Genomic DNA, 17,490 nt, shown 5'->3' with positions numbered 1-17,490 from the left:
CTGAAATCGGAAAACCAGTGGTTGTTTCATAGGGGAATTCCCCAGACAAGATTCGCGCACCCGGCAGAAATGAAGCGTTCCGCAAATGATTAAACCTGCAGTGGCTGACCTGGTAGTTTCACCGTATTTGCTCTAAGAGACAGAAACATGTCAGACAAACAGAGATTTTCAGTACTACTGGTCGAACCTGATCGGGAATCGCGTTTACAGATCATGCAGATACTGTCGAGTGAAGGATTTCAGGTTGATACCGCGGAAACCATCGAGCAGTTGATGAACCGGGATAACTGGTCAGATTATTTTCTGATTATTCTTGAGCATGAGCTACCCGATGGTAAAACAGACGAATTACTCTCTCAAATACAAGAGCGGGCGACGCATGCCGAGTTAGTGATTATTACTTCCCGGTCAGAAGTGCAGAAAATGGTTCTCGCATTCCGAAACGAGATTGCTGATTATTTTATAAAACCAATCGACCATGATCTGTTTAAGAATTCTCTACAGCGAATTCGGGCAGAGCGGGAAGTTTCCAGCAAGTTACGACAAACACAGGCTCAGTTGAATGCAATTGTCGAAGCAGCGATAGAAGCGGTGATTACGATCAATCGCCAGGGAATTATTCAGTCGTTTAATCCCGCTGCAGAAAAAATGTTCGGGTATTCGGCTCGAGAAATCACCGGGCAGAATGTCAGCCTGCTCACGCCCCAGTCGATCAGGGAACATCACGACCAATTTATCTCCCATTATCTGGAAACAGGGATTTCAAATATTGTCGGCGCCCGGCGTGAACTGCAAGCCTGTCATCGGGATGGTACTTTGATACCGATAGAGCTATCGGTTACTGATCTGCCTCAGTTTGAAATCTTTGCCGGTATTGTTACCGATATCAGTGAACGAAAGCAGGCTGAACGAAAACATGTCGAACTGACACGAGCCGTTGCCGTCGCAGCACAACAGGAGCGTCGCCATCTCGCCAATATACTGCATGACCATCTCCAGCAGTTACTGGTCGGGGTTCGGATTCACCTGGAGATTGCCAGGAAAGAAACTCATTCTGAATCAGAAGCTCAGGCACTGGCTCGCGCAGATGAACTCTTGAACCAGAGTATCGAAGTTACGCGTTCTCTGACCGCAGAATTGAATCCGGTGGTCCTGCATGAAGAAGGTCTGGCGATAGCGCTGGAATGGCTAGCGCATAATATGCTGGAACGTTACAATCTGACTGTGACGCTGGATCTGGACCCCACTGTCAGTCCACAGGCAGAATTGACTAAAATTGTACTCTATGAGTGTATTCGAGAGATTCTGTTTAATGTTGTTAAACACTCTCAGACGACTCACGCCCAGGTCCGCATGCATGCCCTTTCAGATCAGGAAGTAGAAATTACTGTCTCAGATCAGGGGATTGGTTTTGATCCACTGCTCCTGGAAACGCATTTGACTGAGACGGGAGGGATGGGGTTGAGTAATATCGAATTCCGACTTTCACTGATAAAGGGTAAATTTCGTCTGGAGTCCGCGGTTGGAAAAGGAACAGTCGCACACATCATCGCTTCAATGGAGCCAGAAGAACCAGATTCTTGATCAGTAGTAACCAGTCCAATGTTATCGACGAATGACGTCTATCGAAGTGGCATCGCGTCGCGCAGGGCCCAGTCGGTCTTTCACATCCATCCCGGCAAGCATAGTGTTGTAGACATCCATTCCCTCGGCTTTGACATCCAGAATGGAACCAGTTTTAAAACGTCCATTGGCACCAGTTATCGCATGGAAGACGCCTGAAAGTTCTCGTTTGACATCATTATGTCGCCCATCTCCGGATTCAGTAGAAATCGTAATGAGAGAGTTTTCCAGGATGGTCTGGCCGTTGGCTTCAACAGCTTCGGCATTGTCCAGTTTACTAAGGAAGTAGGCAATCTCCCGCATTTTCATATGAGCATGAGCTCGTAGTGCTTCATTTTTGTTTTTCTCATCAAACTTGTGCCACCATTCATGGCTACAGCCTTTGTCTCCTGAAGCCTTCAGTTGACGGGCATCGTCAAACTGCCAGAGTAATTTTCCATTAAATTCGTAATCTCCGGACAAACGAATCCGTTCTCCCGCTGCCAGAAAGGTGAGGGCGCCGAAGCGAGCCCGGTCCAGTTGAATGGCCAGCGCATATAAGTCAGCCATCAAACGCCATTCAGTAGTCAACTCCTCAAGAGTGATATCAATTCCCATGCCACCGGGATCAGCCTGGCCGCCATGTAGAATGTGTGAAGGGGGCGGTGATGTGGGGGCGTTCGGAGTATTCTCTTTTAATGCATAAGCACGCTGTTCAAATTCACGGATCCGATCGAGATGATCGGCTACCCGCGCTTTCGATACAGCCCCTAAGGGTGAATTGGAACCTGTGTAGAATCGGTAGTCTGCGATGACTGAGTCCAGGACACTGCGTTTGAGCCTGCGTTTTCTGAGGTCGGTTCCATCTTCGGACAATGAAATTGAGCCAAATACGCGTTCGAATAGATCACGAGGTTTTTCCTGCATCGTGGCGGCGACAGTGCAATCTTCATTGTAGCTGTGAACATATCGTCCCACACGACTTCGGCGGAAAAAAGTTCCCCCCACCAGGGTGGGGACCATTCCCGATGGCAACCCCTCTGGGTAGTGGGCTTTGCGAATCACCTGATCAATCGAAGGTCCACCTGATTTGGCTTCTCCGTCGGGAGGCTCCGCGGTAAAAGCTCCTGAAGCACCGTCGTAATGAGCGTTGATCCCTTTTTCATCACATCGAATCTGGTCGACATTTCGCATGATCAACAGTTTTTTTCTTAAGGGTTTGAGCGGTTCGAGAACGCCATCAAAACGTTCTGACTGCAATGGAGCAGGGATTCCCAGGCCGAAAAAAACATTAAATGCCCTGACAGGAACCTGTTCCGCAGGGGAGGCAGATGCCTGTGTTACCACCATTTCTTCGAGTAGAGGAAGACCAATCGTCGCAGCCCCAATACTTCGCAGCAGTGTTCTTCGATTGAGACGCTTCAATGTCATTCTCCCTTCTCCGCATGTTGGTTTTCTGTTCTTGTCTTCTGCACCAGATCACTCAAAATAATAGCTGTGATCAGACTTGCATACGTTCCGCCCGCTTTATTGGCAGAATTGTGAATCTGCTCGAGATCTCGAGCATCGGCGGCGGTTAAAGGTCGCCCCAGCGAAAATTGTGTGATTTTCCAGGTCATTGTCTGTTGCACGCGCGGGCTGTTTGCGAGCAGATTCATCAGTGCTGCACAGGAATCGTAGGCAACCGGTTTGGCTTCGCCTGGGAAAAGGATTTCGCCGTCCTCACGTAATAGGTTATTGAATTGGTCTCGCTCATGAAATACACCCAGGCCGTCAAATTTCTCCAGGCCAAAAGCCAGGGGTTCAAAACGGGAATGACATCCACTGCACTCCGCGTTTGCAATTCGCTGTTCCGCAATTCCTCGATGTGACATTCCCGGCCTGGAAGGAATGGGAGTGATATCCAGTCCTGCGGGTGGGGATTTAATGGTCCCCCGTAGAACATCTTCCAGAATAAACAGACCACGGGTGACCATCGAGGCGTCGTCACCACCAATGGTTAATATACTTCCGTGGGACAGGATTCCACCCCGGGATGGGATCGCTGTAAGATCGTATTTTCGCAGACCGGGACCTAGTGGTTTGATCCCATAGTGCTTTGCCAGGCGTGGCGTGAGATAGGAGAATTGCGCATTGAAGAGATCAGCTACCGGGCGATTTTGTTCCCAGATAATCTCATGAAAGAATGCCAGCGATTCCTCATGCATGTCTGAAGCGAGTATCTGGTCCCATTTTGGATATTTGTGGGAAGCAGGTCGGAGATGATTCAGACGGTCGAGGTGCAACCATTCAGATGCAAACAGTTGTGAGCGGGAACGGGCACGGGAATCCAGTAACATGCGCTGTACCTGTTTGACAGCGACTTCAGGGGACTGCAACCGACCAGAGTCAGCTGCTTGCATTAACTCACGATCTGGTGGTGCTCCCCAGATGATGTAGCTCATACGTGAAGCAAGTTCGTAGGCTCCCACAGGCCTGTTCCCGCCATTACCACGCTGGTTTTCGATCCGGTAAATAAAACGCGGAGATTGCAGCATGGCTTCAATTATCAGACCGACAGCTTCCCGGTAATTACCTCCCGTACTGGCAACCGTGGTGGCAATACCGCTGTAAGTTGAGATTTCCCGATCACTCAGTGGACCGCGGAGCATCCATTTTCCCATGTCGGCAACGAACTTTCGCATAGTCTCATCAGTTGAGAGTTTCCGACTTTTGGAAAACCTGCTGGCAAAATCCAGTACGTCCATGCGATCTACGATGATCTCGGCCAGACGTGCGTAGATTTCTATGTGCTTGAGGTCCACATTCAGGTTGTAAGCGGTATTGCTGAATCCATCGGTTCGGAGATCAGGGGGGAGTAGATCACGGGCCTCTTTTTCAATATCGACATTCACCGAAGCTCGCACGGTTTCAATATATTCAGGAACCGTCAGTCGTTGCAGCCAGTAACTCCCGGTGGGGGACGCATGGCGATAGAGGGCAGGATCCAGTTTTTCGATCGACCAGTTCGCACCACCGTTGATCCATTGTTTCAGCAATGATTTCTGCAGACCTGTCAAGGAATCTCCCGAGGGAGGCATTTCGCCGGAATGAACCTGTTTCCAGAGCAAACTGGTGTCCGAATTTCCCGGAACAAGTACTGCCCCGCTTTCTCCACCTTTTAATACGGCTGATTTGAGTGATAAATCGAGTTGTCCTTTTCGTGCTGCCGAGTCGTGGCAGTCCAGACAGTGTTTCGCGAATAAGGGGGCAATGTGTGTTTCAAACAACCATCGATTCTCAGCGGCTATGATTTCTGCTTTCGTAAGTTTTGGACTGCTGGGTGGATGTGGGCCAGCCTGGTAATTCTGTAGAACTTCGCTGGGAGTGAGCGCCCGGCTGAACAGCGCCAGTAAGTGAAATTCACCAAGCCAGGGACGATCTCCGGTGACTTCATTCGCCAGAATCAGACGATAGTTCTTGTCCCAGTTACTGAGTTTGCCTTTCACTTTCTGCTGCTGAACTTGTTTTCCATTGATATAAATACTTGCAGTACCGTAGGCATCGCGCGTAAACACGACATGTGTCAAAGTGGTTTTTACCGTTTTATCCGTAGTGGAAGTGGAAGGAATGCCATTGGCGCTGGTCGAAGTACTGCGCAATCGCATGTCATACTTCTGCTTATCCTGGCCGAGAGTGAAATTTCGCAGGTTGGAATTATTTGATAGCGAAACGATACGCGCAGGCCCGTCTTGAAGAAGGTCAACAGGTTTGAGCCAGACTTCGACACTCAGACTGTGGGAACGTTGAACCGCAGATATGATTTTCACTGCAGGAGCGGAACTGATAATCATTGTGGGTTTGAGAATCTGTAACCGATCGGATTTCCATTCGACAGAAGCGGGATGATCTATTTTTAAATCAAGCGGTTGTCCGACACCAGAGCGATCCTTGATGTACGCTCCCTGTGACTGGTCAAATGAGTAGAACACCTGTAAATCACGGGTGACACGAAGAGTCTCCGCGCTGATGACTTCAGAACTACCTGTCAGCAGTAAGGAAATTGCGAAAAATCGTGTAACGATAAATAAGGGGCTATAGCGCACGCTCATGCCAGGAATCCTGTCGACCATAAATCAATATCAGAATTGTTCTTTGAAATGCAGTCATGTCATCGGAAATGACATATATTATTCTGGTAAGAACAACTCGAAATTATAACAGGCCCTTATTGGATTCCTAAAGAAATCTCAACGAAATATGGCAACCAGTAGCGTCGGTCGGTTGGTTATCACCCCGGCTATGGTTGAGGGAGTGGCCCTTGCAGTTCATTCAGAACTTTTGTCAACGCGGCATGGTGTTCCTTTGCCTGACCTGTCAGCTGTTCCGTTTTTAATCGCGACTTTTCACCAGGATCCTGCTCCAGATTATAAAAGCGGCCATCCCGATACAGTTTCCATTCCCGTGATCGGACACAGCTTTTATTCCGGAGTTCGATATAGATCCATTCCCGTGTTTTACGCTGATCGGGTGTTCCAAACAGGACGGGCGCGAAACTGATGCCATCGCGGGGAACATCTGCTTCTTTCAATCCTGCAATCTCGGCGACTGTGGGCAGATAATCACTCATGTCAACCAGATCATCGACCTGGGTTCCGGCTTTAATATGACCGGGCCAGTTGGCAATTAAGGGAACGCGGGTCCCTGTGTCGTCGAGTTTTCCTTTACCACCGGGGACGATGTTCCCATTTCTGACGGAAACGACTTTGGGACGGACCATTTTGCCGTTCTCGTTGACGGTCAGATAACTGGCTGCAGGAGTGCCATTGTCGGTTGTAAAGATGATCAAGGTATTGTCACGCACGCCCATTTCATTCAGAGAGGCAACGACTTTGCCTACCATATCATCCATCGATGCAATCATTTCGCCGTAGGTCATCCAGCGTCCATATTTGTAGTAGGCGACATGTTCGTCTTTTAAATCGTCGGTGACATCGTGGCAGAGGGCCATCGGGTAATAGGCAAAGAAGGGCTTACCAGCTTCGTGGCTGCGTTTCATGAAATCAATCAGGAAGTCGGCATAGACCTCAGGGCCATACAGGCTGGAGGCATCGTCCCGCAGTGAACCGTTCTGATAAATCAGGGGATGATGATAGCGACCCCCTTCGTGCCAGCCGAACAGACACCATTCATCAAACCCGACTCGGCTGGGATGCTGTTTATCATCTTTCATCATGCAAAGCTGCCACTTCCCGGCGACTGCGGTGGCATAACCGGCCTGTTGCATGCGGTTGCCGATGGTAATCCCTTCGGCTTCACGGGGAAAATCTCCCCACTTCGAACCGGCTTTCCCGAATCGAAATGGATAGCGACCCGTCATCAGACAGACGCGCGTTGGATGGCAGACAGGCATGGCGTAGGCATGGTTGAATTTCATGCCTCCCCGAGCAAGGGCATCAATGTGTGGCGTGGGATAGCTGCGACCACCGTAACAGCCGATGGCGTCACTGCCAACATCATCTGCTAAAATCAGCAGAATGTTCGGTTTGGTCTCGGCAGCATCCAGGCTGACAGGCATTAGCAGCAGCATACTGGTGAAAAACCAGCAGACAGATTGTATGAATTTCATAGGAGTATCCTCTGTGATTGATATTAATTCGGTCTAAAGTTTATTGAGGTCCGGTAAATCGTAATATGCCAGACCATTCTGAACTGCGATATGTAGTTGATGAAAGGCATCGCGTGATGTCAGCAGCTCCCGCCACGAATTGAGCTCTGATTTCAGTTGCAGTTGAGAGATCAACACTGGTTCCAGGGCTGCTGCATGCAGAGCCGCGGGGCCGAGTGCTCCATCCGACTGGAGCTCCACCGATTTCGCATTGTGTAGTGACTGCAGCCAGCGGGCGGAAACCAGTAAATCTTCAGCCTGCATGCCCAGCCAGCAACGTCCCAGCATATGTGCGATGTAGTAGTCTGCACCGGGGAAACGCCAGTTTCTGGTTTTAGTCTCGCCGGTATCACGGACTTCGACAATGAGTACCGGATGCCCTTCGGAGTTAAGTTGTTCCGCTGTTTTGATACTGGAATTCATACCTGCTGACGGCGCGAGGAGGATAGGCGATTTATTCCCCTCGGGCCAATAGAGTGCTGGTAGAGAAATACCGGGCTCCGGGGTCAGGACAAGGCGTTCGGGAGCGTTCAGTGTTTTTTGGTTTTCGAGCAGTTCAACCTTAGGTTCAGGCAGATCTTTCAATACGCGAATGCCTGTGAGTTGACGTACGAGCCTGCGCGTCAAAGGGGGACGTTTAGCGGCAAGCTGCTGTTCGTAATCGGTGAAGAGGTCAAACAGGCTGCGTTCGTCTTTCATATTGAGTACCTGCCCCTGCGGCGTGACTTGCAGTTCCTGGTCTGTCAGTACAGGAGAATCGTCAATTTCAAAAACTTCGAGTCGCCGTCCCTGCAGCCAGCGGGCAAAGAAGCGGACAGCACCTTCGCGCAGCCGCTGGCTGAATCCATGTTTTTCATTGGCTTCGATCAGGTCAACGCGTTCCGGGTAACCGAGCTGGGTATAAACACGTTTGGCTTGTCGATACGCGTCCCAGGTTCCGTCGATAGGCACAAAGTCTTTGGTGGCAGCCAGAATCAGTGTTGGTTTGGGAGCACGCGTCAGAATGTAATCGGGATGGTCGAAGCCGGATCCGATTTGCCCATACAGATTCTGTTCTGCATCGCCTGGCCCAGGGCTTTCGTTTTTGAAGCGATGTGTCGTCATGAAACAGCCGGGGGCTGCGGCGACAATACGATCATCAAAGGTCATCAGGTAACTGGTCAGATTGCCGCCCCCCGAATTACCGGTACAGCCAATTTTCGCACGATCCACATCGGGGCGACTGCAGAGATAGTCGATGCCACGGACACCGTCCCAGAGCATGTATGTTCCCAGGCTACGACCGAGCAGGATAGGAGCAACGCCCAGTTCCTGATGTTCGTGAGTTCCCCGGTGGTGAGGGCTGCCGGCTTCATCGAGGATCTGTTTGCGCTCTCCCTGACCGATGGGATCAAAGCAGAGCACGATGAAACCATTTTGAGCCAGCAGGCGATTGGCGCGTTGATAGGATTCGTAGGCTTTTCCATTTTCACTGTGGCCCACCGGATGCAGGATGGCGGGGAATGGACCCGTTCCTTCGGGGCGATAAACGTGAGCCGTCACATGAAAGCCGGGCTGACTTTCATACAGAATCTTTTCGATGGTGAAACCAGGTTGTGATATGGTTCCCCTCGTTTGTGGGTTGAGTGGCGTGCGTTCAGGGAGCTTTCCCAGTGAATTCTGTAATGCTTTGCGTCGCTTTTGCTGATAGGCGGCGATTGCTTTTTCAGATTTGAGCGAGGTTTCGAGTTCACTGCGTCGTTGATCCATGGCGGCATGGACCTGTTGACGCAGATAAGACCGCATCATCTGTTGTGTTTTATCAGAGTTAAAATCACGCGGCAGGACGCGGTATTCAGACTGAGCCTGCACGTTCAGAACACAGCTGATAATTAGAATACAGAATGAGATCGAAGCTCGCATCAAGGTGGATTCCTGCTGTATGACGTTATGCCAGAAGCTGTTCGACAATGTTTCCTGAAACGTCGGTCAGGCGGAAGTCGCGGCCCTGGAAGCGGTAGGTCAGTTTTTCGTGGTCCAGTCCGAACAGTTTGAGAATGGTGGCGTGTAAATCGTGAACATGCACGGGATCTTTGGTAACCCCCCAACCGATTTCATCTGTTTCGCCGATCACCTGTCCCCCCTTAATTCCACCACCGGCCAGCCACATGCTGAAAGAGTAAGGGTGGTGATCGCGGCCGGTGACTTTCTTGAAATTGACTCGATTCTCTCCCAGCGGTGTTCTCCCAAATTCGCCGCCCCAGACGACGAGTGTTTCATCCAGCAGGCCGCGCTGCTTAAGGTCCTTCAGTAGAGCAGCAACGGGCTGATCGGAAATCTTTGTGTACCGCTCCAGTCCACTATCGAGGGAACTGTGATGATCCCAGGTTGACAGAAACAGTGAGACAAACCGGACGCCCCGTTCCACCATACGTCGTGCCAGCAGACAGTTGCGGGCATACGAACCCATGAAACCGGTGGTACTGCTTTTAGAGGCTTCTTCGCGGGTGACGCCATATTCCTCTAACGTGTTTTTCGTTTCGCCAGAAAGATCGAGAAGTTCCGGCGCTGTCTGCTGCATGCGAAAGGCAAGTTCATACGCTTTGATGCGGCTGGAGATTTCCGGGTTCCCAATCTGTTCGTAACGCAGGCCGTTTAATTCGTTAATCGTCTGCAGACTGCGCATCTGGGCTGATGCTGAAATTTCGGGTGGGTTCGCCAGATTAAGGACCGGGCTGCCCTGATTGCGAAACAGCGTGCCTGCATACTGAGAAGGTAAAAATCCACTCGACCAACTGGAGGCACCTCCCGGTAAGCCTCGTCCCAAAGTCGCCAGTACCACGTAGCCCGGGAGGTTTTCAGATTCACTTCCCAGCCCGTAATTCAACCAGGAACCCAGTGTCGGGCGGCCCTGCAGATCCGAGCCGGAGAGCATCATCAGTTGACCGGGCAGATGATTGAACTGTTCACAATGCATGGAGCGGATCAAGGCGATATCGTCAACACAGGTACTCAGGTGAGGCAGCAGATCGGAGAGTTCCATCCCACATTCACCATAGCGTTTGAATGTACGCGGACTGCCCATGATGCGGGCGGCGTCTTTCTGAATGAAGGCGAACTTGATGTCTTTCAACAGGGACTCGGGCATCGGCTGGCCGTCGAGTTCATTCAGACGTGGTTTGGGATCGAAGAGATCCATCTGGCTCGGACCGCCTTCCATGAACAGGTAGATGCAGCGTTTCGCGCGGGGTGCAAAATGGGCCAGTTGCTGTTCAGCCCCCAGCAGTCCATCCTGTTGCATCAGCGATGCCAGGGCGAGTGTACCCAGTCCGCTGGCACCGGTAGCGAAAAAGCGGCGCCGGTTCAATGCGTTAAGATCATTGTGTTGCGGTAATTGCATAGTGGTCAGTCTCGCGTGATAAATTCATCCAGATTCATGACAATCCTCGCCAGTTGAATCAGGGCGGTCAGTTGTGCAGGCTCTGCTGATTGAGTTTTCTGTTGATTATTTTCCGCCAGGTAGAGCAAATCAGCATACGCTGCGTTGAGGTATTTCTGTTCGCGCGGTGTGGGGGACCGGGAAAAACAGCGAAGAAACATCACTTCTGTCGCCGCTGGGAGGTCGTCCTGATACTGTTTCCACATGAGTTTTCCCAAAGCCTGGGCACTTTCGAAAAACATTGGACCATTTAGCAGGGTCAGTGCCTGAAGAGGGGTGTTCGAGCGTTCGCGGCGGCTGCAGGAAACAGTGGCATCTGGCGCATCAAAGGTCATCAGCATCGGGTAGGGGACGGTGCGTTTAAAGACGATATACATGCCTCTGCGATACCGTTCGCTGCCTTCCGAGGCAGGCCATTTCACACTACGACCAACATCGGTGACAAAGGCGGGTAGAGGAGGACGTATTCCCCGCCTGCCAATCGTGCGGTCCAGCAATCCACTGGCGGTGAGATGAATATCGCGGACAATTTCAGCTTCCACACGATAACTGTTCTGCCGCCAGAGTAACTGGTTGTTGACATCGTGTGCCACCTGTCGAGCATTCGCTGCGGATGACATGCGGTAGGTCGATGACATGACGATCAGCCGAATCATCGCTTTGCGACTCCAGTTTTGTGATTTGTATTCTGCCGCCAGCCAGTCGAGCAGCAGCGGATGTGTCGGCGGTTCTCCTTTAGTGCCGAAGTCGTTGGGGGTCGCGACCAGCCCCCGGGCAAACAGATGCTGCCAGATACGATTGACGGCAACGCGGGCGGTAAGCGGGTTATTTTCCTGAAACAGCCACTGTGCCAGATCCAGCCGGTTTGTTAACCGTGTCCCTGCATTGAATTCGGGGAGGACTGCGGGTGTGCCTGGTTTGACTTGCTCTCCGTGCTGATTGTAAATCCCCCGGACGTGCACAAAAGTGTCGCGGCGGTCTTTCGTTCGTTCTTTAAATGTGGGAGCTCTGATTGACGGCGGCGCGGGGCGGGTTTTCAGAAGTTTTTCCAGCTGAGAATAGAGTTTATCCCAGCCTGGCTGTTTTGTCTGATAGTAGGTGCTGATCTTTTTGAGGTCGGATGATTTCTTATATTTATCCAGAGCTGTCGTGATTTCTGTTTGCTGTTCCGCGGTGAGATCTGCTTTCTGGAACTTTTGCAGATCGCTCAGTGTTTTATTATAGGCGGGCTGCCATTGTTTCTGTTTCACTTCGTATTCTGCCAGATCCCAGTCACGGCTGACTTTGACGCTGGAATCGTCGGCATTATTGAAGAACGAATAAAACTGGTAGAACTCTTTCTGTGAAATGGGATCATGCTTGTGATCGTGACATTCGGCACACCCCAGCGTAAATCCGAGCCAGATCATGCCTGTGGTATTCACGCGGTCGACGAGTTCTTTCGTGCGATATAATTCGAGATCAACGCCCGCTTCCGTATTGCTCAATGTGTTGCGATGAAAGCCGGTAGCAATGAGTTGGGTATCCGCCGGCTTTTCCAGCAGATCCCCTGCCAGTTGTTCGATGGAGAACTGGTCGAAAGGCAGATCATCGTTGATGGCCTGGATGACCCACTCGCGATAGACCCAGGCATGCGGGCGTATGCTGTCACCAAGATAACCATCGCTGTCTGCATAGCGCGCCAGGTCGAGCCAGAAGCGACCCCAGCGCTCACCAAAATGGGGAGAAGCCAGCAGCTTGTCGACCAGCTTTTCGTAGGCGGCAGGATCCTCGTCATTAATAAATACGGCAACTTCTTCAGGAGTTGGCAGTAATCCGGTGAGATCCAGATAGAGCCGTCGAATGAGTGTCCGCCGTGATGCCTGTGGCGCGGGTTGAACACCGGCTGACTGATGTCGGGCAGCAACGAAGGCATCAATCGGGTTACGGATCGGGAACCCGGGAGATGCCTGGGTAATATTCGGTACCGGCGGGCGCTTTAGTGTTTTCAGTGACCATAACACGGAAGGCTCTAATACGACGTTTTCCGGCCAGTGGGCCCCCTGTTTGATCCAGAGTCGAAATGCCTGTACTTCATCTTCTGTCAGAGGAGCCGCCTCTTGAGGCATCTCTGCAGTTCCTTTGTGCGGAGTGATGAGATCCATGAGGTAACTGGCGTCCGGATCGCCGGGATCAATGATCTCTCCGCTCTCTCCTCCTTTCTTCAGTTCCATTGAGGAGTGTAGCGCAAGGCCACCTTGGCGAATACGGTCCTGATGACAACCCAGGCAGCGGCTTTGTAGAACAGGGGCGATGTCGCGCTGGAAATCAATTTTATTATCAGCAGCAGAAATGCGCGAAGATACCAGCAGCAGGGGTATCAGAATCGTAGTCAACAAGATGCGATATCCCTGATCAGTCATATTGCAGGCAGGCTTTCAATCTGGGATACAGTGATTGTATCGATCACGATTCATGACCGTAGCGGCTCATGATGGATAACGCCGATTCATGAGCCCGCGCGGAAACGGCAGGCAGGTTTAATAAAGTAGATTTACTATTCTACAGTTCTGTTCCCCCCCGTTACAAGTCTTTGATTCGGGGAGGTCTGAATTTTCAGAGAGGAGAGTCGCCTTTGCCTTTCCGGTCAGTTACAGTGTATTAAATGCATCCGCATCAGGAGGAAGCGGCTTGTATCCATGTGTCGGCATGAATGGAAGAGCCGGACTTTTCAAAACTCAAATCAGTGAAACTACAGCCATGAAATTATTCCTGCATCTGTCTGTACTATTCTTTGTTTCTTTCGGTTCGTTGTATGCGGACGATAAGCCAAACATCGTCTTTTTCTTTGCCGACGATCAGACCACCAGCACACTGGGCTGTTATGGCAACCCGTTGATCAAGACCCCTAATATTGATGAGCTGGCAGCGCGAGGGACACGTTTTGAGAATGCCTGCGTCAGCCAGGCGATCTGCTGGGTGAGCCGCACGACGATTCTGACCGGCTTGACAGGGCGCAGTTATGGAACGCCAGCCAATCCCGAGATGGCACGGCCTGAAGCCGTGGAGACACTTTATTCAGACCTCTTGCGAGAGAACGGGTATCGTGTCGGCTACTATGGTAAATGGCACGCGAAAATGCCGAAGGGCTTTCAACGCGAAAAACACTTTGATGAATTCGAAGCGATCAGCCGTAATCCATATTATAAAAAACAGCCGGATGGCAGTTTACGGCATGAGACCGAACTGATTGTCGACCGGGGGATTGAGTTTTTAAAAACGCAACCGAAAGGGAAGCCGTTTGCATTAAACATGTGGTTTAATGCCTGTCATGCGGAAGACAGTGACCGTCGCCCCGGAATTGGTCATTTTCCCTGGCCACGTGCCGTGGATGGGATGTATGAAGATGTCACGATTGCGCCGCCCCGCCTGAACGCACCAGAGATCTTTGACGGGCAACCTGATTTTCTCAAAACAACGATTAATCGGGAACGTTATTTCTGGCGGTGGAATACGGACGAGAAATACCAGACCAATATGCGGGCCTACTACCGGATGGTGAGTGGCATCGATGGAGCCATCGGTCGCTTCTTGGCGGCTTTAAAAGAAGCAGGCCTGGATAAGAATACCATCATCGTGTACTCGGCTGACAACGGATATTATATGGGAAATCGCGGGTTTGCCGGGAAATGGTCGCATTATGAAGAGGCGTTGAATGTTCCGTTGATTATCGCCGATCCTCGTGTGCCCGCAGAACAGCATGGCCAGGTGACGAGCGCAGCTGCATTGAATCTGGATTTGCCTGCCACATTCCTGGACTGGGCGGGAGTCAAAATACCCGAACGTTATCAGGGGCACAGTCTGCAGCCGATCGTAACGGGAACGACACCTGGCAACTGGAGAAAAGAAGCGTTTCATGAGCACTTTGCAGTTCGAAATCGTATTCCCGCTTTTGAAGGTCTGCGGAATGACCGCTTCAAATACGTGCGGTATTTTGATCATGGTGATCATGAGTTTCTGCACGATCTGAAACAGGATCCCGATGAACTGGTGAATCTTGCAGGGCATCCACAGTTTCAGGACACATTAAAAGAAATGCGTGAGCGGACAGCCAGCCGCGTGAACGAACTGGGCGGGCCTCTCGATCCGTTAAAGGGGAAATTTACTGATTCGACTGCACCGCATCCGGTTGCTAGTGCTGCTGTGGGAACCAAACCTGATTCGGCGGGCTTCGTCCGTGTGTTTGACGGCAAGACATTGCGTCACTGGAGCGGTGATCCGCAATTCTGGTCTGTGGAAGAGGGGGCTCTGACAGGAAAGACTGACGGCAACTTGAAGATGAACCGGTTCATCACCTGGAAGGATTCCACAATTCGCAATTTCGACTTGAGGGTCAAAGTCAAAGTAACAGCGGGCGGTAACAGCGGGTTACAGTATCGGGGTAAATCGCGACCTGATCTGGGGCTGGACATAGTGACCGGCTATCAGTGCGATGTGGTTGCCAATAATCCGAACTATAACGGTATGCTCTATGAGGAGAAGGGGCGTCGGATTCTCTCGCATACCGGGGAGAAGGTTGTCATTGATCCTGAAGGGCAACCCTGGGTAGTGGGGAAAATTCCGGTAAAATCATTTGCTCCCGATGAGTGGCATGATTTCCGGGTGCTGGTGCAAGGCAATCATCATCAGCACTGGATTGATGGACATCAGACAGCAGATCTGATTGATCTGGATGAAAAAGGACGTGCCCTCGAAGGCGTACTGGCAGTTCAGGTCCATGTGGGACCCCAGATGAAAATCCAGTACAAGGATTTCAAGATCAAGCATCTGCCCGATGATCTGCCGCTGCAGACAGCCCAAGATCATCCGATCCCCGCAGACGCATACGGTGTACGACCACAGGGACGACTCCCCAAGGGCTGGAAACCACCCGTGTATGGTAAGCGTTGATAAAGCAGGAGATCTGCATGTTTTTAGGGGAATCACTGATCCCACTGGAATTCCTTGTGTGATGGAACTTCCTGAAAAATGTCAGGTTACGCATAAAATAATTGATTTCGCAACAAGATTCAGGTAACATATGAATGCCAGTTGATGCATGGTGTTAACTGGTCCCCCATATTACTTCCTGCCTGAATCGCGTGATCTTATGAGCTTACGTTCCAACCTGAAACTGCTCACGTTTTCCACGATCCTGATCGCTGTTATAGTCTCACCGGCGTCAGCAGAAACTGCTCTGCATGAGCGGCTTGATGCTGCTCTGAGTGCTGGCGATCCACAGTTCGATCAACAGGCTGCCGCTTTAGCAGATGATGCGACATTTTTGCGGCGCATTACGCTGGATCTGACCGGCACGATTCCTTCCGCAGAGAAAGTGCGCGCGTTCTATGCCGATTCCTCTGCAGACAAACGCATTCAGGAAATCGATCGCCTGCTGGCATCTCCAGAGTATGCCCGGCGGATGCAGTATGTGTTTGACACAATGCTGATGGAACGTCATCCCGATAAACATGTCCCTGCAAAGGACTGGCAAAATTATCTGCGAGAGTCATTTCTTGAGAACCGGCACTGGGATGACCTGGTTCAAGAAATGTTGACCGTCGATGGCACGGATGAGAAGACCCGACCGGCTGCCAAGTTTCTGCTGGATCGAGAATTAAAAGCCGAGCAGGTCACCCGCGATCTGGGGCGTATGTTCCTGGGACGCGATTTAGAATGTGCCCAATGCCATGATCATCCGAATGTGAATGATTATCTGCAACGTCACTACCATGGGCTGAATGCGTTTTTAAGTCGCAGCTATCTGTTCAGAGATCCGAAAACAAAAAAAACTTCGATCGGTGAGAAGGCCGAAGGGCAAGTGGAATTTACCTCTGTCTTCACGAAAGAAGAAGGTAAGACGGCCCCCCGTGTGCTGGATCTGCCTGAAATTCCTGATCCCGAGAAGCCTGAAGAACCTTACAAAGTCAAGCCGGCCAAGAATGTGCGTTCGATACCAGTTTACAGTCGTCGGCTGCAACTGGCGGATGCGATTACCAGCACGGAAAATCAGGCGTTCCAGAATAATATCGTCAATCGTCTGTGGGCGCTGATGATGGGCCGAGGCCTGGTCGAACCGCTCGATATGTGGCATTCCGATAATCCACCAACTCATCCGGAAGTCCTCAAGCTATTGACGGCCGGATTACAGGAACGGGACTACGATCTGCGGTATCTGATCCGTGAACTGGCGCTGACGAAGACCTATCAGCGGAGCAGTCACAGACAACCGGATTCAGAATCGACTGACGAACCAGATTATCGAGTCGGCCTGTTGAAACCGTTGTCGCCTGAGCAGTTGGCCTGGTCGATGATGCAGGCGACAGAAGTGACAAAGAGAACACTTGTCGGCCTGAAAGCAAAGAAAATAAAAGACGATCCTGAAAATGGCGTCAAAATCACAGCCGAGGCACGCTGGCAGGAAGAAGCATTGCACGATGCTCTGTGGAGAAACGTCAATTCTTTTACGGTCACTTTTGGCACTGTGGGGGCGCAATCGTCCCGGTTTGATGCTTCCGCAAATCAGGCATTGTTTCTTTTAAACGGGCCGTTAATCCAATCCTGGCTGGTACCAGGTGGAAATAATCTGACGGCGCGGTTGAAGAAACTCGAAAGTGGTCCGCAAGTCGCCGAGGAATTGTATCTTGCCATCTTTTCCCGTTTCCCTGACGAGTTCGAAACCAAACAGGTGGTCGAATTTTTAAAAGCGAGTGAGCAGGAAACCCATCAGGGGATTCTAGAACTGGTTTGGGCGGCACTGGCATCTGACGAATTTCGGTTCAATCATTGATTCAATAACACCTTC

At 51.1% G+C, this 17,490-nt stretch carries 9 protein-coding genes; 3 read left to right on the top strand and 6 right to left on the bottom strand.

Features of this window, described 5'->3' with window-relative positions; genetic code table 11:
• Nucleotides 1-147 precede the first annotated feature (147 nt).
• A complete protein-coding gene (locus ACN0YH_RS01225; protein WP_417377734.1) occupies nucleotides 148-1,584 on the top strand; it encodes a PAS domain S-box protein in 1,437 nt (478 codons plus the stop codon).
• 21 nt (nucleotides 1,585-1,605) lie between these two features.
• Here ACN0YH_RS01225 and ACN0YH_RS01220 read toward each other — a convergent pair whose 3' ends face one another.
• The 6 genes from ACN0YH_RS01220 to ACN0YH_RS01195 form a co-directional block, all read right to left on the bottom strand.
• A complete protein-coding gene (locus ACN0YH_RS01220; RefSeq protein ID WP_417377733.1) occupies nucleotides 1,606-3,033 on the bottom strand; it encodes a DUF1552 domain-containing protein in 1,428 nt (475 codons plus the stop codon).
• On the bottom strand, nucleotides 3,030-5,693 hold the full coding sequence (locus ACN0YH_RS01215; RefSeq protein ID WP_417377732.1) for a DUF1592 domain-containing protein: 2,664 nt from the start codon (nucleotides 5,691-5,693) through the stop codon (nucleotides 3,030-3,032). Before ACN0YH_RS01215 ends, ACN0YH_RS01220 begins: the two co-directional genes overlap by 4 nt.
• Before the next feature lie 188 nt (nucleotides 5,694-5,881).
• Nucleotides 5,882-7,210, bottom strand: coding sequence for a sulfatase-like hydrolase/transferase (locus tag ACN0YH_RS01210; protein WP_417377731.1), 1,329 nt, complete (start codon nucleotides 7,208-7,210; stop codon nucleotides 5,882-5,884).
• A gap of 33 nt (nucleotides 7,211-7,243) precedes the next feature.
• Nucleotides 7,244-9,151, bottom strand: a complete 1,908-nt coding sequence (locus ACN0YH_RS01205) for an alpha/beta hydrolase family protein (protein WP_417377730.1) — start codon at nucleotides 9,149-9,151, stop codon at nucleotides 7,244-7,246.
• 25 nt (nucleotides 9,152-9,176) lie between these two features.
• Nucleotides 9,177-10,628 (bottom strand): DUF1501 domain-containing protein, encoded by a 1,452-nt coding sequence (locus ACN0YH_RS01200; RefSeq protein ID WP_417377729.1) that lies wholly within the window; start codon nucleotides 10,626-10,628, stop codon nucleotides 9,177-9,179.
• A 5-nt stretch (nucleotides 10,629-10,633) separates the two neighbouring features.
• A complete protein-coding gene (locus tag ACN0YH_RS01195; RefSeq protein WP_417377728.1) occupies nucleotides 10,634-13,045 on the bottom strand; it encodes a PSD1 and planctomycete cytochrome C domain-containing protein in 2,412 nt (803 codons plus the stop codon).
• A gap of 361 nt (nucleotides 13,046-13,406) precedes the next feature.
• On the opposite strand from ACN0YH_RS01195, the gene ACN0YH_RS01190 reads away from it, so the two are divergent.
• Together ACN0YH_RS01190 and ACN0YH_RS01185 are read left to right on the top strand one after the other, a co-directional pair.
• A complete protein-coding gene (locus ACN0YH_RS01190; RefSeq protein ID WP_417377727.1) occupies nucleotides 13,407-15,596 on the top strand; it encodes a sulfatase-like hydrolase/transferase in 2,190 nt (729 codons plus the stop codon).
• Nucleotides 15,597-15,795: 199 nt separating this feature from the next.
• Nucleotides 15,796-17,475: a DUF1549 domain-containing protein gene (locus ACN0YH_RS01185; protein ID WP_417377726.1), complete on the top strand. Its 1,680-nt coding sequence runs from the start codon at nucleotides 15,796-15,798 to the stop codon at nucleotides 17,473-17,475.
• The last annotated feature ends 15 nt before the right edge of the window (nucleotides 17,476-17,490 follow it).

Origin of the sequence: Gimesia sp., from assembly GCF_048262075.1 — a bacterium.
Lineage (GTDB): Bacteria > Planctomycetota > Planctomycetia > Planctomycetales > Planctomycetaceae > Gimesia.
The sequence above is the reverse complement of the archived record's forward strand: the minus strand, read 5'-3'. Positions and strand labels throughout refer to the sequence as shown.

Excerpts from the sequence above, each read along its gene's own strand:
- ACN0YH_RS01225 (WP_417377734.1), top strand. The coding sequence starts at position 148 with ATGTCAGACAAACAGAGATTTTCAGTACTACTGGTCGAACCTGATCGG.
- ACN0YH_RS01220 (WP_417377733.1), bottom strand. The coding sequence starts at position 3,033 with ATGACATTGAAGCGTCTCAATCGAAGAACACTGCTGCGAAGTATTGGG.
- ACN0YH_RS01215 (WP_417377732.1), bottom strand. The coding sequence starts at position 5,693 with ATGAGCGTGCGCTATAGCCCCTTATTTATCGTTACACGATTTTTCGCA.
- ACN0YH_RS01210 (WP_417377731.1), bottom strand. The coding sequence starts at position 7,210 with ATGAAATTCATACAATCTGTCTGCTGGTTTTTCACCAGTATGCTGCTG.
- ACN0YH_RS01205 (WP_417377730.1), bottom strand. The coding sequence starts at position 9,151 with ATGCGAGCTTCGATCTCATTCTGTATTCTAATTATCAGCTGTGTTCTG.
- ACN0YH_RS01200 (WP_417377729.1), bottom strand. The coding sequence starts at position 10,628 with ATGCAATTACCGCAACACAATGATCTTAACGCATTGAACCGGCGCCGC.
- ACN0YH_RS01190 (WP_417377727.1), top strand. The coding sequence starts at position 13,407 with ATGAAATTATTCCTGCATCTGTCTGTACTATTCTTTGTTTCTTTCGGT.
- ACN0YH_RS01185 (WP_417377726.1), top strand. The coding sequence starts at position 15,796 with ATGAGCTTACGTTCCAACCTGAAACTGCTCACGTTTTCCACGATCCTG.